The organism is Naumannella huperziae, assembly GCF_054073625.1.
The window spans coordinates 3,401,788-3,416,293 of record NZ_JBSXPH010000001.1 but is presented as its reverse complement, the minus strand read 5'-3'; the positions used below and the strand labels follow the sequence as shown (position 1 = coordinate 3,416,293).

Sequence of the window (14,506 nt, the reverse complement as noted above, 5' to 3'; positions counted from 1 at the left end):
CTAACCCGGTTCAGCTCGTCAGGTCCTCGGCGTCGGTGACGTGATAGGCGTACCCCTGCTCGGCGAGGAAGCGCTGCCGGTGCTGGGCGAACTCCGCGTCCACCGTGTCGCGCGCCACCACCGCGTAGAACCGGGCGGTCGTGCCGCCCTCCTTGGGCCGGAGCAGCCGGCCGAGCCGCTGCGCCTCCTCCTGCCGGGACCCGAACGCGCCGGAGACCTGGATCGCCACCTGGGCGGTCGGCAGGTCGACGGAGAAGTTGGCGACCTTCGACACCACCAGCAGATCGATCTCGCCGGTGCGGAACTGCTCGTACAGCTTCTCGCGCTGCCGGGTCGTGGTCTCGCCGGTGATCAACGGGGCATCCAGCCGCTGCGCCAGCTCGGTGAGTTGATCAACGTACTGGCCGATCACCAGCCGCGGCACCCCGGCATGGGCCTGCACAAGATCGACAACGGTCTCGGTCTTGGTCTGCGCGGTGGACGCCAGCCGGTAGCGCGCCTCCGGATCGGCCATCGCGTACGCCATCCGTTCGTCGGAGCGCAGCGTCACCCGGACCTCGACACAGTCGGCCGGCGCGATCCAGCCCTGCGCCTCGATCTCCTTCCACGGCGCGTCATAGCGCTTCGGCCCGATCAGGGAGAAGACATCCCCCTCGCGGCCGTCCTCCCGGACCAGCGTCGCGGTCAGCCCGAGCCGTCGGCGCGCCTGCAGGCTCGCGGTCATCCGGAACACCGGCGCCGGCAGCAGATGCACCTCGTCGTAGACGATCAGGCCCCAGTCCCGGGCGTCGAACAGCTCCAGGTGCGGGTGGATGCCGCCGCGCTTGGTCGTGACCACCTGATAGGTCGCGATGGTCACCGGTCGGATCTCCTTGCGCGACCCGGAGTACTCGCCGATCTCGTCGGGCGTCAGCGAGGTACGCCGCAGCAGCTCAGCGCGCCATTGCCGCGCCGAGACCGTGTTGGTGACGAGGATCAGCGTGGTCGCCTTGGCGTGCGCCATCGCCGCCGCGCCGACCAGCGTCTTGCCCGCCCCGCAGGGCAGCACGACCACGCCCGAGCCGCCGTGCCAGATGGCCTCCGAGGCGTGGCGCTGGTAGGGCCGCAGCTCCCAGCCGTCGGGGCGCAGCTCGATCGGGTGCGCCTCGCCGTCCACATAGCCCGCGACATCGTCGGCCGGCCAGCCGAGCGTCAGCAGCACCTGCTTGAGATGCCCGCGCTCGGAGGCGTGCACCTGGACGGTGTGCTCATCGATCCTGGCGCCGACCAGTCCCTTCAGCTTCGCCGAGCGCAGCACCTCGGTCAGTACCGGCACATCGGTCGAGGTGAGCACGAGCCCGTGCGCGGGGTGCTTCTCGATCCGCAGCCGGCCGTAGCGGTCCATGGTGTCGGCCACGTCGACCAGCAGGCTGCTCGGCACCGGATAGCGGCTGTAGTTCAGCAGCGTGTCGACGACCTGCTCGGCGTCGTGCCCGGCGGCGCGCGCGTTCCACAGCCCCAGCGGCGTCAGCCGATAGGTGTGGATGTGCTCGGGCGCGCGCTCCAGCTCCGCGAACGGCGCGATGGCGATCCGGCACTCGTCGGAGAGCGGATGGTCCACCTCGAGCAGCAGCGTCCGGTCGGACTGGACGACCAGCGGTCCGGTCAATGTGTACTCCCTCGGGTCGGGGCGGTGGTGATCGCATCAACGTTACGGATCCTGCCAAGCGCGAGCCAGATCTCCCGGCTTCCGGCGTCGGTCGGCTCGTCCAGCCGGACGCGTACCTGACCCGCGGCGAGCTCCAGCGGTACGCCGGTCCGCCGGCTCAGCGCCCCGCCGGCGTCGACCCAGGTGAGGTCCACGCCGGTGCCCGCCCGGGCGGCCGCGCTCAGCGACTCCCGCAGCCGGGCGGCGCCGCGCTCGGCGTGTGCGGCGCGTTCGGCCTGTTCGGTGAGCCGCTCGGCCAGCAGTGCGGGGTCCACGGCGGGCGCGGGCGCGGCCGCGAGCGCGCGGGCGCGGACCGGCGCGGGCGCCAGCAGCGCGGTGCCACCCGGTCCTTCCGCGGCCGGCGACAGCCCGAGATCGCGCAGCCAGTCGACCAGCTCGTCGGCCTCGGCGGCGGCGATGATCACGCCCGGCGCGACCTGGCGTACCCCGAACTCCGCCGCCCGCGGATGCGCGGTGATCAGCGCGGCCTGGGCGGGATCGTCGACGCGCAGCCAACTCCCGGCGTTCGCGACCCGGATCGTGCCGTGCCGACGCGCGGCGTCGGTGATCAGATAGCGCAGCGGCTGCGGCACCTCGGTCTCGGAGTGGGTGGCCAGCCAGTCGGTGATCTGTTCGGCCGACCAGCCGCGGTCCAGCCCGCGGCGCACGCTCGCGGGGCTGAACCGGAAGACGGTCGCGGCACCCCGGCTCTCCACATCGGCGAGCAACCGGATCACCTCCAGCACTTCGTGCTGCACGGGCCCGGCCGCGACGGCGGTCAGGTCGGCCTGCAGGATCAGCGTGTCCACCGGTTCGGGAAACTCCAGGTCGTCCGGGACGCGTCCGTCGATCGCCGCCCCGGCCAGCCGGCCCCGGCCGCCCAGTGCGATCAGTCCGAGCCAGGCGGCATCGGCGGCGAACTCGTCGACGACATCGGCCAGGCCGAGGGCCTGCCAGGCCGGCCGCTGCCAGCCGATGCGGGCGGTCAGCGCGGCCCGGTCGACCTCCGCACCGACCGGTACGCCGACCAGCTCGGCCAGCGCCAGCGCCCGCAGCTCCGGCGCCCGGCCGTGCAGCGGATGCGGCTCGTGCTGCAACGGCCGCGGCTCGCGTTGCGGCCAGCGCTCCTGCTCGCGCCAGGCGCCGACGATCTCCAACCAGCGCTCCCGGCCCGGCCGGGCGAGCCACGCGTCGTAGGCGGTGGTCACCTCGACCCGGCCGCCGTGGGCCCGGATCATCCCGAGCCGCTCGGCGACGGCGACCCCGCGCGCCAGCGCATCCGGCGCCACCCCGAGCCGACGGCCCAGCGCCGACGTGTCGGACGCGCCGAGCCCGCCCGCGCGGAGCAGCACCGGGCGCATCCGGCCCAGCTCGTCGATCAGCGCGTCGACCTCCTGCACGCAGGCGTACGCGGCGCCGAGCGCGGCGCGGTCGACCCGGCGGGCCCGGGCGGGCTCGACCGGTGGGGCCTCGACCGGGGGCGGGGTGTCGCGTACCTCCGGGCGGGCGAAGCCGCTCCGGACGGCGAGCGCGACCTCGCGGGGAACGATCACGGTGTCGGCGTCCAGCGGGCGGAGCAGGCCGCGGGCGAGCAGCCGCTCGACCGGCGTCCGGGCCGAGGCGAGGGTGACCGGCCGGTCGGCCTGGCGCAGCGCGCCGGTCGGCGGGCCCCAGGCGAGGCGCTCCAGCACGGCCCGCTCGTCGGGATCGGTGTCGGCGAGCACGGCGGCGGGGTCGGGCAGGGGTCGCTCGGACGGCCCGGCCAGCCCGCCCGGCCAGTGCCCGAACGCGAGCCGCGCCTCGCGCAACAGGTGCAGGGCGTCGTCGGCGCCCCAGAGCAGGCCGCGCGCCCGGAGCTCGGCGGCGCGGGCGGCGAGCCAGTCCGGCGCCCGGCCGGTGAGCGCGGCGAGATCGGCGATCGTGGCCGGGTCGGCGCTGGCGGCGAGCGCCTCGGCGGTCAGTCGCTGGGCGACGTCGAGACGCTCCAGGGCCCGCTGCACCGACGTCGCGGTGGCGGCGCGGGTGGCCAGCTCGGCGAGATCGGCCGGCGCCGGTACGCCGAGATCGGGCCGCAGCGCGAGCAGCCGGGCGAGCCCGGCCTCGTCGAGGCGACGCACGGCCTCGCCGAAGGTTCGCGGTGGGCGCATGGGCCCGAGCCTACGCGCCGCTCAGGGGCGGTCGGGCTGCTCGCGCGACTGCAGGGCGCGGCCCACCACGAAGCCGAGAACGATCAGCACGCCCCAGCTCGCGAGCATGCTGAGCTGCGACATCGCGCCCCACCAGGAACCGAACGAGTCGGCGCTGACCATCAGCCGGACCAGGCTCAGCACCAGGGTGAACCCGAGCCCGCCGAGGAAGACATTGCGCACGGCCCGCTTGCGGTAGCGGATCCGGGTCGAGGCGAACATCGCGACGATGTAGAGCGGGAGCGACAGCGGCAGGATCAGGCCTGCCAGCGCGAGCATGATCGCGACGGCGGGGGTGACGGCGCTGATCAATTGGGGCAGCCCCGGCGCGGGCGCACGGGGCGCGGGTGGGGCGCCGGGGCCGAACCACTGCGGGGTGCCCGGCGCCGGGAATGCGGGCGGCGGCGCCGGGGCGGGACCGGCCGGCCCGGCGAAGGCCTGCTCGGGCGCGGCCTGCGGCCGTCCCAGGGGAGCCGTCGGGTCGAACTCGTGGGGCGGTTCGGCCGCGGGCTCTGCCGGGTCGGGCCCGGCGGCTCGCCGCGGCCCGCCGTCGACATCGAAGGGGGTCAGGGCGGCCGAGGCCGACCGATAGGCCTCGCGCGGGTCGCGGCCGGCCTCGCGGGTGTGTCCGAGCACGTGCAGGGGAGCGGCGCCGCGCGCATCGGAGAAGGCTGGTACGCCGGCCGGCAACTGCGCCGCGGACGGTACGCCGGGGCTGCCGGGGCTGGCCTCGATCGGATGCTGCTGCAACGGCCCCACGCGCGGTGCGGCAAACTCCCGCGGCCGCTGCGCGGGCGCGTACTCGGGCCCGTCCTCCCACGTCGCCATGGCGCCCATGGTAGGCGGCCGCGGGCTCGGCGCGGCCTGCGCCGAACGTGGCTAGGCTGCCTGCGTGGAGGTCATCATCTGCGACACCGACGCCGAGGTGGGCCGGGTGGCGGCGGCCGCGGTGGCGCAGAGCGCGCGGGCGAAACAGGCCCGGGGTGGCGACCCGGTGCTCGGCCTGGCCACGGGCTCGTCGCCGCTGAGCATCTATGCCGAACTGGCGCGGATGGTGGCGGCCGGCGAGCTGGACCTGTCCCGGGCGCGCGGATTCGCCCTCGACGAATACGTCGGGCTGCCGCCCGGCCACGAGCAGAGCTATGCGGAGGTGATCCGGCGTACCGTCACCGAACCGCTGGGCATGGACCCGGCACTGGTCGCGGTGCCCGACGGTGCCGCGAGCGACCTGACGGAGGCAGCGCAGCGCTACGAGGCGGCGATCGTGGCGGCCGGTGGGATCGATGTGCAGATCCTCGGGATCGGCGGCAACGGTCACATCGGGTTCAACGAGCCGGGCTCGTCGCTGGCCTCGCGGACCCGGATCAAGACCCTCGCCCCGCGCACCCGGGCCGACAACACGCGGTTCTTCGCCTCCGCCGACGAGGTCCCGGTGCACTGCCTGACCCAGGGCCTGGGCACGATCATGGACGCGCGCCGGGCCGTGCTGGTCGCCCAGGGCGAGCAGAAGGCGGCGGCAATCGCCGCGATGGTCGAGGGCCCGGTCGCGGCGTACTGCCCGGCATCGGTGCTCCAGTTCCACAATGCGGCGATCGTGGTGATCGACCCGGCGGCGGCCAGCCGGCTGGAGCTGGCGGACTACTACCGCGAGGTGTATGCGGACAAGCCGGCCTGGCAACGGTTCTGAGGCCTTCTCCCGCCGGGCGAGCGGAATCGGTGTGGCGCCGGTCACAGTTCGCTACGGTCGGGCCATGACACAGGCGACGAGGCCGGGGATGAGGCTGCCGACGCGGTTCGGGGTGCGGTTGGCGGTCATGGTGGTGATCGGGATCGTGGTCGGCCTGGCGGGCTGGCTGATCGTGCGCACGCCCGCGGTCGCGGTGCTCTGCGGGGTCTCGGTGTTGTCGGTCGGCATGATCATCTGGTCGCTCGCGCAGCGGTGGGGGCTGAACTCGGAGCAGACCAAGGAGGTCGCGCGCGCCGAGCCGATCGATGCCGGGATGCAGGAGCTGTTGATCGCGATCGTCGCCATCGGTTCGTTTGCGGGCATTCTCGCCCTGCTGGTGCTGAACCAGCTCCCGGGCCGCCACATCGCATCCGTCGTCGGGTTGATCGGGGTCTTCGCCAGTTGGGCGATGCTGCACGCGATGTATGCCGAGTGCTATGCGCGGATCTACTATCTCGACCCGCACGGTGGCCTGGACTTCAACGACGATGCGGCGCCGATGTTCAGCGACTTCTACTACTTCGCGTTCACCATCGGGATGACCTTTGCGGTGTCCGACGACAGCGTGACCGACAACGCGGTACGCCGGCTCGTGCTCCGGCACGGCCTGCTGTCGTTCCTGTTCGGGGCACTCATCCTCGGCGCCGTGATCAATCTGGTGACGAGCGCGGCGACCTGACCGGGGTCAGCGCGCCGAGGGCACGATCCGCACCCGCGGCCAGAAGGTCGGGCGCCCGACGGCGAGCCGCAGCCGTGACTGGCGGCCCATCGCCACGCCGATGCCGATCGACAACAGCACGATCGCCGCGGCGCAGATGAGCAGTGCGGGACGGGCGCCGATCGACTCGACCAGCCGGCCGACCAGCAGGTTGCCGATCGCCTGGCCGCCGATCACCGCGAGCTGGTAGCAACTCATCACCCGGCCCCGCACGGTCAGCGGGCAGGACAACTGGATCAGCACCGGCGCCTGGACGAGCAGGGTCAGGGTGACCACGCCGGCCAGTGACAACACGCCCATGAAGATCAACTGGTGGGAGATGCTGGCCGCCAGGGCCAGCAACAGGCCGAGCGCGCAGAGCAGTGCGGCCAGGTGCCGCAGCCGAAGCGCCTTGGTGCCGCGGGCGCTGAGCAGCGCGCCGCCGACCGAGCCGAGCGCCAGGGCCGCGCTGAGCATGCCGTAGCCGGCCACCCCGGTGCCGAAGTCGTTGCGCGCCATGGCCGACAGCAGTGCGGGCATCCCGAGGCCGAAGATCGCCAGCACCGCGGCCAGGGCGATCGCCCAGGCGATCTCGCTGGTGCCCCGGACGATCGACAGGCCCTCGCGGAGCTGGCGCAGCGGGCTCTGGCCCGGGGCGGACCGGCGGCTCTCGGAGTTGCTGCCCAGGCGGGTGAGCGTATAGGCCGCGATGCCCGCCGTCGCAAAGTTGATCATGAAGCACCAGCCGGTGCCGAGGGTGGCGATGATCAGGCCGGCGAGCAGCGGGCCCACCAGTGCGGCGCTCTGGAAACCGGTCGAGTTGAGGCTGAGGGCATTGCGGATCCGTGGCTGGCCGGCCGTCTCGGCGATCACCCGCATCCGGGCGGGTTGCTCGATCACGGCCAGGAAGCCGAAGGTGAGCGCGCCGGCGTACACATGCCAGGCCTGCACCGTGCCGGTCAGGGTGAGCAGGCCGAGGGTGAGGGCGATCATCGCCACGCCGGCCTGGCTCAGGGCGACCAGCGCGCCCGCCGGGAAGCGGTCGGCAAGCACGCCGCCCGTCAGGCCGAAGATCAACACCGGCGCGAACTGCAGTGCCACGGTCAGGCCGACCGCGCTGGGGCTGCCGGTCAGCTCCAGGACCAACCAGTCCTGGGCGATCCGTGCGATCCAGAAGCCCATGCTGCCGATCAGCAGGGAGAACAGATAGCGGCGGTAGCCGCGGGCGGAGAGTGCGGACAGCAGCGCCGGCCAGCGGCGGGCCTCGGGGGAGGCGGGATGCGAAGGGGACGGATGGGCAGGACGGGCCGCCGAGGACATGACGAGATCACCAGGCTTGGTATGTGGGCTGTGAATCGGGGAAGGGATCGGCGCCGATCCGTTGCCCACAACCTTAGAAGATGCTGAATGATTCTCCAAGCCGATCGACCCTCTTAGTGTGATTGTGATTCGTTATGGGTCGTGCAAGGCTGGCCGCATGACGCCGACGCCGCCCGGAGATGTTGATCATGAAGGTCTCGACCAGGGCGCGTTCAACCCGGTCTGGTTGCGCAGCTTCCTGGCGGTGGCGAGCTCGCGCAGCTTCACCCGGGCGGCGAACCGGCTCGGGCTGAGCCAGCCGGCGGTCTCCCAGCAGGTACGCCGCCTCGAGGATGCGGCCGGCCGGCAGCTCCTGGTGCGCGACACCCGCTCGGTGCGACTGACCGACAACGGCGAGGCGATGGCCGGGTTCGCGCGGACGATCCTCGCGGCGCAGGACGAGGCGGTTCGCTACTTCTCCGGGTCGGCGATGCGCGGACGGCTGCGGTTCGGCGCGGCCGACGAGCTCGCGCTGGGGGAACTGCCGAGCGTGCTGCGCGAGTTCCGGCAGAGTCATCCGCAACTGTCGCTGGAGCTGACCGTCACCCAGAGCGGCACGCTGCGCCGCCGGCTGGACTCCGGCCAGCTCGACCTGATCTTCGTCAACCGGGCCGACGGTGCCGACGCCGCCGACGGTCGGGTCGTCGGACGCGACCGGCTGGTCTGGGTCGCCCCGCCGGGCACCGTCGTGGACGGCGGGCAGCCGCTGCCGATCGTCACCTACGCGGCGCCGAGCTGGTCGCGGTCCGCGGCGCTGGCGGCGCTGGACAATGCGGGCCGGGCGTGGCGGATCACCTGCAACACCCGCGAGGTGAACGGCATCCTGGCCGCTACTCGTGCCGGGCTCGGGCTGTGTGTGCTGGCCGCCAGCCGGATCCCACCCGACCTCAGGATCGTCGATGCCGATCTGCCGACGCTGCCCGATGTCGAGATGGTCCTGCTCACCGGGCGCCGGGCGGCGCCCGGCCCGGCGGATGCGCTGGCCCGGGCCATCGCCAACCTCGCGCCTTCTCGGCTGCGCAAGCGTGGCGGCGACGGGTAGGCTTGACCGGTCCGGGGCGCTGATCGGCGCCCTGGCCGCATGTCTTGGCAGGAGAGGCATGCCCGAGACGAGAAGGGGATGAGTCGTGGCGGTTGGCAAGGTGCGCTTCTTCGACGCGGAGAAGGGCTTTGGCTTCCTCACCAAGGACGAGGGTGGGGATGTCTATGTCCGCTCCTCGGCGCTGCCCGCGGGCGTGGACAGCCTGAAGCCCGGCCAGAAGGTCGAGTTCGGCGTGATCGACGGCCGCAAGGGCGAGCAGGCGCTGTCGGTACGCCTGCTCGAGGCCCCGCCGTCGCTGTCCAAGGCCACCCGCAAGTCGCCGGAGCAGATGGCGGTGATCGTCGAGGACCTGGTGAAGATGCTGGACGGCATCGGCGGCGGCTATCGCCGCGGCCGGCACCCGGACGGGCGTACCGCCGGGAAGGTCGCGAGCGTGCTGCGCGCCGTCGCGGACGAGCTGGAGCTGTGAGCGTGACCACCGCGGTCGAGCGTTACCGCCGCCCGAAGCTGGATGCCCAGGGCGCGGCCGCCGTCGACGAGGCCCGCGCCGCGGCCGAGGACGCCGCCGGGGTGTTCGGCGTCGGCGAGCATCTCGGCGTGGACGCCGAGGCCGAGCGGGTCGTCACCCACTGGTTCGCCTGCCCGCATCCCGGCTACCCCGGCTGGCGCTGGGCCGTCACCCTCAGCCGGGCCTCGCGGGCGCGGGCCGTGACCGTCAACGAGGTGGTGCTGCTGCCCGCACCGCGGGCCGTCGAGGCGCCGCAGTGGGTGCCGTGGGAGGAGCGGATCCGCCCGGGCGATGTCGGCCCGGGGATGCTGCTGGCCACCCCCGACAACGACCCCCGGCTCGAACCGGGTTATGTGGCGGGCTCGCTCGATCTGGACCCGGAGGAGGCGAGCGGCGCGCGTGCCGTCGTCGCCGAGCTGGGGCTGGGCCGGGAGCGGGTGCTGTCGCTGCAAGGTCGGGATCTGGCGGCCGAGCGCTGGCTGCACGGCGATCCGGGCCCGAACAACGAGCTCAGCCGCCAGGCGCCGGAACCGTGCGGGACCTGCGGCTATCTGGTACGCCTGCAGGGCCGGCTCGGGCTGTTGTTCGGCGCCTGCACGAATGAGTTCTCGCCCTCGGACTCCCGGGTGGTCAGCATCGATCATGGCTGCGGGGCGCATTCGCTGGTCACCGAGCCCGAGCGCGGTGTGGAGCTGCCGAGCCCGGTCTGGGACACGATCAATGTCGACGAGGGCCTCTTCGACTGACCCGGGTCAGCGGCGGCGCCTGCGCCAGGTCGCGTAACCGAACCCGATCACGCCGAGCGCGGCGCCCGCGACGCAGACGCCGATCCACCACTCGCTGTCCCGCGCGGCCAGCTCGGCCCGGAAGACCAGGCAAGCGACGAGCGCGGCGAGCCAGGCCAGCGTACCGACCACCGCCGCGCCGATCCCGTCGACGTCGAGCGGCCGGACCGGGGCCGGGTTGCGTGCCATGCGGTGAGGATATTGCCCGGCCCGGCGCACGTGACAGTTGCGTTTCGCGCGCCAGGGTCGCGCGCCCGCACGTGCCCGCATGCGCTTGAATCATCGCCATGGCGTCCTCCACCCCCACCCAGTCCGGGCTCGATCGCTGGTTCGAGTTGAGCAAGCGCGGTTCGACGATGGCCCGCGAGGTACGCGGCGGTCTGGTCACGTTCTTCACGATGGCCTACATCGTCGCCCTCAATCCGCTGATCATCGGCACGGCGCCGGATATCAACGACAACCTGATCAGCGGGCTGCCGAACACCCCGGAGAACGTGGCGCCGACCATCGGCATGGTCGCCGCCGCGACGGCGCTGATCGCCGCGATCTGCACGATCGCGATGGGCGCGATCGCCCGCTACCCGGTCGCGCTGGCGACGGGCCTCGGCCTGAACGCGCTGCTCGCCTACGTGATCGCCCCGCAGATGACCTGGCCGCAGGCGATGGGCCTGGTCCTGATCGAGGGCGTGCTGATCGGTGTCCTCGCCCTGACCGGCTTCCGCACCGCCGTGTTCCGGGCGGTGCCGCGCTCGCTGCGGGCCGGCATCGCCGTCGGCATCGGTCTGTTCCTGACGCTGGTCGGCCTGGTCGAGTCCGGGATCGTGACCAAGATCCCGGGCGACGGCACGGTGCCGGTGCAGCTCGGCCTGAACGGCTCGCTGACCGGCTGGCCGATGGCCGTCTTCGTGCTGGGGCTGGTCCTGGTGAGCGTGCTGTACGCCCGGAAGGTGCCGGGCGCAATGCTGATCGCGATCATCCTGGCCACGATCGCCGCGGTGATCATCCAGGCGGTGGCCCCGGCGGGATCGAAACCCGACGACCCGACGGGCTGGTCGCTGAACGTGCCGTCGATCGAGCAGCTCGTGGCCGCTCCGGACCTCTCGCTGCTCGGTCGCGTCGACCCGGTCGGCGCGTTCACCTCCGGCAGCCTCCCGGTCCTCGCCGTCGCCTTGTTGATCTTCACCCTGATGCTGGCCGACTTCTTCGACACCATGGGCACGATCGTCGCGGTCGGCGCGGAGGGCGACCTGTTGGACGCCGAGGGCAACCCGCCCCATCTGCGCTCGATCCTGCTGGTGGACTCCGGCGCCGCGGCCCTGGGCGGCCTCGGCTCGGTCTCGTCCAACACCTCCTACATCGAGTCGGCGACCGGCGTCGCGGAGGGCGCGCGTACCGGCATCGCCTCGATCGTCACCGGCCTGGCGTTCGCGGTGGCGATCGTCCTGTCCCCGGTGATCAACGTCGTCCCGTCCGAGGCAGCGACCCCGGTCCTGGTCTTCGTGGGCTTCCTGATGCTGCAGCAGGTGACCGAGATCGACTGGTCCAAGGTGGAGGACGGGCTGCCGGCGTTCCTCACCCTCGCCCTGATGCCGTTCACCTACTCGATCACCACCGGGATCGGCGCCGGGTTCATCTTCTGGGTGCTGCTGCGGGTGGTGCTGGGCCGGGCCCGCGAGGTGCATCCGATCATGTGGGTCGTCGCGGCCGCCTTCGTCGTCTACTTCCTGCAGGGGCCGATCGGTGCGCTGATCGGTTGATCGATGTCTGTGGCGATCGCCCGGGTCAGCGCATCGGTCGCGAGATCGGTGGCCTCGCGCACGGTTGCCGGGCTGTCGCGCAGATAGAGGTACCCGCCGAGCAGCGTGGTCCAGAACAGCGTCGATATCCATGCTGGTGGCAGCGCTGGGTTGATCGACCGATCCGCCTGGCCGCGCGCGACGACGGAACCATAGCCCTGATCGTCGGTCTCGGCCCAGGTATCGGGGTCGATCAGCGCGTTGTCGGCGAAGATCAGTCCGAGCACGTCGCCCAGGGGAAGCAGCTCGCCGAGGATGCGGCCATAGGCGGCCAGGCCGGTGTCCTCCTGGGGGCGGGCACGCCGGGCCGCGGCGGCGAAGCGGGCGCGGCACTCGGCGTCCACGGCCGCCAGCAGGGTGGCGCGGTCGGTGAAATGCCGGTGCAGAGTCGTCCGTCCGACCCCGGCTCGCGCGGCGATCTCGCCGAGACCGGCGGCGCCGTTGCGCGACCAAATCTCGATGGCGGCATCAACGAGGGCACCCCGGGTGCGTCGCACGGTGGGGGTGTCGAACTGGGGCATGACTCCCAGCGTACCCGGGTGGAACTGAGGTTTGCCATAATGGAACTTACATGTTCCAATATGGCTATGACTGGTGGGCTGGTGGCGATGATCGCGATCGGTGCGATAGCGGGGGTGCTCGGCGGCCTGCTGGTGGTGTCCCATGCGCCCCGGCTGTCGATCAGCGAGCGGGAGATCATCGTGCGGGCCGGTGACGCGCGCCACCGCTTCGCGAGATCCCAGGTGGTCGAGGTCGCGATCGAGGACGAGCGGCTGGTCCTGCGCGACGATGCCGATGTCGAGCTGTTTCGCTCCGAGTTCCACGGGGCGCCTGCCGAGATCCTCGGCGCCGCGGAATCCCGGGGCTGGAAAGTAAAAGCTTAGCCGTTGTAATTAGCCACGCTAAGTATTACTCTCGGGGGAGTGAGTTCGAATCCTGCCCCGCCCCGGCCCAGCGTGCGTACCACCCCGGAGCTCGCCTCCGCGCTGCGGCTGACGGTGATGAGGCTGTCCCGGCGACTGCGCCAGGTGCATGCCAAGGGACACGATCTGTCGGCCAACCAGTTGTCGACGATGAGCGTCCTGATGCGCGACGGTGAGCTCGGCATGCGCGAGCTCGCCGAGCTCGAGAAGGTCCAGCCGCCGTCGATGACGCGTACCGTCGCCTCGCTCGTCGCGGCCGGGATGGTGGAGCGCCGGGCGAGTGCGAGCGACCGCCGCCAGCAGCGGGTACGCCTGAGCGCGGCCGGCCGCGAGATCATTCTGGCCGAGCGCCGCCGCCGCGATGCCTGGCTCGCCCAGCGCGTGGCCAAGCTCACCGCCGGCGAGCGGGAGATCCTGCGCGCCGCCCAGCCGGTCCTGCAGAGGCTGGCCGAGTGAGGCGACCGTGAATCTCGCCGACTCGCGCACCTTCAGCGCGCTGCAGAACCCGAACTTCCGCAGGTACCTCGGGGGATCCTTCCTGTCCAACATCGGGACCTGGATGCAGCGGGTCGCCCAGGACTGGCTGGTGCTGGAGCTGTCCGGCGGATCCGCGCTCGCGGTCGGCGTCACGACCGCGCTGCAGTTGCTGCCGACCTTGATCATCTCGCCCTACGGCGGGCTGATCGCCGACCGGTTCGACAAGCGCAAGGTGCTCTTCTTCAGCCAGGGCTGGATGGCGCTGTGCGCGGCGGTGCTCGGCGTGCTCGCGATCACCGGGACGGCGAGCACCTGGACGGTCTACGTGCTCGCGCTGCTGTTCGGCGTCGGGTCGGCGGTCGACGTGCCGGCCCGGCAGTCCTTCGTCTCCGAGGTCGTCGGCCGGGAGAACCTGACCAATGCGATCGGGCTGAACTCGGCGACGTTCCACCTCGGCCGGATCATCGGGCCCGCGATCGCCGGGCTGGTGATCGCCTCGTTCGGCTCGGGCTGGGCGATCGCGGCGAATGCGGTGACCTATCTGGCGTTCCTGTTCGCGGTCGCCACGCTCGACACGACGCAACTACGGCCGGCCGAGGTCGTGCAGCGCGCCAAGGGCCAGATCCTGGAGGGCATCCGCTACGTACGCAGCCGCGCCGACCTGCTGCTCGTGCTGATGGTGGCGTTCTTCGTCGGCACCTTCGGGATGAACTTCCAGATGACCATCGCGCTGATGGCCTCGCTGGAGTTCAACCGGACCGCCGAGCAGTACGGAATCCTCAGCTCCTTCATGGCCGTCGGCTCGCTGGTCGGCGCGCTGATCGCGGCCCGGCGTACCCGCGCCCCCCGGACGCGTGCGGTGGTGGCGACCGCGCTCGTCTTCGGCGCGGTCGAGATCGTGCTCGGGCTGTTGCCGACCTATGAATGGTTCGCGGTGGGGCTGCCGCTGGCGGGTCTGGCGTCGCTGCTCACGCTGACCGCGGCCAATGCGGCGGTGCAGATGGGCACCGCGGCCGGGATGCGCGGGCGGGTGATGGCGCTCTACACGATGGTGCTGATGGGCGGTACGCCGATCGGCGCCCCGCTGCTCGGCGCGCTGGCGCAACAGCTCGGCCCGCGCGCCACGCTGCTCGGCGGCGGCGCGCTGACGATCATCGGGGTGCTGGTCAGCATCTGGGTTGTCGTGCGGTTCAAGCATCTCGATGTCGAGGCGCACCTGCGCCCGCGCCCGGGGTTCGTGGTCGCCGACCGGTCGAGCGCCTGACGAGTCGGTGCCCGCCCGCCGCGGATGCGGAGATCTGCGGCAAACGCGACCGGTCC

Annotated in this window: 15 protein-coding genes; 9 read left to right on the top strand and 6 right to left on the bottom strand. The window is 72.3% G+C overall.

Going from position 1 to position 14,506, the window contains the following annotated elements; all coding sequences use genetic code 11:
* Positions 1–10 precede the first annotated feature (10 nt).
* The 3 genes from ACXDC7_RS16325 to ACXDC7_RS16315 are packed head-to-tail and all read right to left on the bottom strand — an operon-like array spanning position 11 to position 4,701.
* On the bottom strand, positions 11–1,648 hold the full coding sequence (locus ACXDC7_RS16325; protein ID WP_179445453.1) for a DNA repair helicase XPB: 1,638 nt from the start codon (positions 1,646–1,648) through the stop codon (positions 11–13).
* The gene (locus tag ACXDC7_RS16320; RefSeq protein ID WP_459222764.1) at positions 1,645–3,834 is read right to left on the bottom strand and encodes a helicase-associated domain-containing protein; all 2,190 of its coding nucleotides are present in this window, start codon (positions 3,832–3,834) and stop codon (positions 1,645–1,647) included. Before ACXDC7_RS16320 ends, ACXDC7_RS16325 begins: the two co-directional genes overlap by 4 nt.
* Positions 3,835–3,855: 21 nt before the next feature.
* Positions 3,856–4,701 (bottom strand): YML083C domain-containing protein, encoded by an 846-nt coding sequence (locus tag ACXDC7_RS16315; RefSeq protein ID WP_179445455.1) that lies wholly within the window; start codon positions 4,699–4,701, stop codon positions 3,856–3,858.
* Between the two features lie 64 nt (positions 4,702–4,765).
* Here ACXDC7_RS16315 and nagB point away from each other — a divergent pair, with 64 nt between their 5' ends.
* Complete coding sequence (gene nagB / locus ACXDC7_RS16310) at positions 4,766–5,560, top strand: glucosamine-6-phosphate deaminase (RefSeq protein ID WP_459222763.1); 795 nt, start codon at positions 4,766–4,768, stop codon at positions 5,558–5,560.
* Between the two features lie 88 nt (positions 5,561–5,648).
* Positions 5,649–6,278 (top strand): DUF1345 domain-containing protein, encoded by a 630-nt coding sequence (locus ACXDC7_RS16305; protein WP_459222762.1) that lies wholly within the window; start codon positions 5,649–5,651, stop codon positions 6,276–6,278.
* Positions 6,279–6,284: 6 nt separating this feature from the next.
* Here ACXDC7_RS16305 and ACXDC7_RS16300 read toward each other — a convergent pair whose 3' ends face one another.
* Entirely contained in the window at positions 6,285–7,616 is a 1,332-nt protein-coding gene (locus ACXDC7_RS16300; protein WP_459222761.1) for an MFS transporter, read from the bottom strand.
* 157 nt (positions 7,617–7,773) lie between these two features.
* Here ACXDC7_RS16300 and ACXDC7_RS16295 point away from each other — a divergent pair, with 157 nt between their 5' ends.
* From ACXDC7_RS16295 to ACXDC7_RS16285, 3 genes are all read left to right on the top strand, one after another.
* Positions 7,774–8,697, top strand: coding sequence for a LysR family transcriptional regulator (locus ACXDC7_RS16295; RefSeq protein ID WP_179445459.1), 924 nt, complete (start codon positions 7,774–7,776; stop codon positions 8,695–8,697).
* Between the two features lie 85 nt (positions 8,698–8,782).
* Complete coding sequence (locus ACXDC7_RS16290) at positions 8,783–9,166, top strand: cold shock domain-containing protein (RefSeq protein ID WP_179445460.1); 384 nt, start codon at positions 8,783–8,785, stop codon at positions 9,164–9,166.
* Entirely contained in the window at positions 9,163–9,951 is a 789-nt protein-coding gene (locus tag ACXDC7_RS16285; protein ID WP_179445461.1) for a DUF3027 domain-containing protein, read from the top strand. The genes ACXDC7_RS16290 and ACXDC7_RS16285 overlap by 4 nt, the downstream gene beginning before the upstream one ends.
* A gap of 6 nt (positions 9,952–9,957) precedes the next feature.
* Here ACXDC7_RS16285 and ACXDC7_RS16280 read toward each other — a convergent pair whose 3' ends face one another.
* Positions 9,958–10,179, bottom strand: coding sequence for a DUF2530 domain-containing protein (locus ACXDC7_RS16280; protein WP_179445462.1), 222 nt, complete (start codon positions 10,177–10,179; stop codon positions 9,958–9,960).
* A gap of 98 nt (positions 10,180–10,277) precedes the next feature.
* Here ACXDC7_RS16280 and ACXDC7_RS16275 point away from each other — a divergent pair, with 98 nt between their 5' ends.
* Positions 10,278–11,747, top strand: a complete 1,470-nt coding sequence (locus tag ACXDC7_RS16275) for an NCS2 family permease (protein WP_179445463.1) — start codon at positions 10,278–10,280, stop codon at positions 11,745–11,747.
* Here ACXDC7_RS16275 and ACXDC7_RS16270 read toward each other — a convergent pair.
* Complete coding sequence (locus ACXDC7_RS16270; RefSeq protein ID WP_459222760.1) at positions 11,708–12,307, bottom strand: TetR/AcrR family transcriptional regulator; 600 nt, start codon at positions 12,305–12,307, stop codon at positions 11,708–11,710. The two genes, ACXDC7_RS16275 and ACXDC7_RS16270, sit on opposite strands and share 40 nt — an antisense overlap.
* Before the next feature lie 66 nt (positions 12,308–12,373).
* On the opposite strand from ACXDC7_RS16270, the gene ACXDC7_RS16265 reads away from it, so the two are divergent.
* Genes ACXDC7_RS16265 through ACXDC7_RS16255 form a run of 3 tightly spaced genes read left to right on the top strand, consistent with a single transcriptional unit; the run spans position 12,374 to position 14,450 of the window.
* A complete protein-coding gene (locus ACXDC7_RS16265; protein WP_459222759.1) occupies positions 12,374–12,670 on the top strand; it encodes a YqeB family protein in 297 nt (98 codons plus the stop codon).
* A gap of 39 nt (positions 12,671–12,709) precedes the next feature.
* Positions 12,710–13,165 carry a MarR family winged helix-turn-helix transcriptional regulator gene (locus tag ACXDC7_RS16260; RefSeq protein ID WP_343045940.1) on the top strand — a complete coding sequence of 152 codons (456 nt, stop codon included), beginning with the start codon at positions 12,710–12,712 and terminating at the stop codon, positions 13,163–13,165.
* A 7-nt stretch (positions 13,166–13,172) separates the two neighbouring features.
* Positions 13,173–14,450: an MFS transporter gene (locus ACXDC7_RS16255; RefSeq protein ID WP_459222758.1), complete on the top strand. Its 1,278-nt coding sequence runs from the start codon at positions 13,173–13,175 to the stop codon at positions 14,448–14,450.
* The last annotated feature ends 56 nt before the right edge of the window (positions 14,451–14,506 follow it).

Bases quoted from the DNA above. Each gene is read 5' to 3' on its own strand.
- ACXDC7_RS16320 (WP_459222764.1), bottom strand. From the start codon at position 3,834: ATGCGCCCACCGCGAACCTTCGGCGAGGCCGTGCGTCGCCTCGACGAG.
- ACXDC7_RS16315 (WP_179445455.1), bottom strand. From the start codon at position 4,701: ATGGCGACGTGGGAGGACGGGCCCGAGTACGCGCCCGCGCAGCGGCCG.
- ACXDC7_RS16305 (WP_459222762.1), top strand. From the start codon at position 5,649: ATGAGGCTGCCGACGCGGTTCGGGGTGCGGTTGGCGGTCATGGTGGTG.
- ACXDC7_RS16300 (WP_459222761.1), bottom strand. From the start codon at position 7,616: ATGTCCTCGGCGGCCCGTCCTGCCCATCCGTCCCCTTCGCATCCCGCC.
- ACXDC7_RS16295 (WP_179445459.1), top strand. From the start codon at position 7,774: ATGACGCCGACGCCGCCCGGAGATGTTGATCATGAAGGTCTCGACCAG.
- ACXDC7_RS16280 (WP_179445462.1), bottom strand. From the start codon at position 10,179: ATGGCACGCAACCCGGCCCCGGTCCGGCCGCTCGACGTCGACGGGATC.
- ACXDC7_RS16275 (WP_179445463.1), top strand. From the start codon at position 10,278: ATGGCGTCCTCCACCCCCACCCAGTCCGGGCTCGATCGCTGGTTCGAG.
- ACXDC7_RS16270 (WP_459222760.1), bottom strand. From the start codon at position 12,307: ATGCCCCAGTTCGACACCCCCACCGTGCGACGCACCCGGGGTGCCCTC.
- ACXDC7_RS16265 (WP_459222759.1), top strand. From the start codon at position 12,374: ATGACTGGTGGGCTGGTGGCGATGATCGCGATCGGTGCGATAGCGGGG.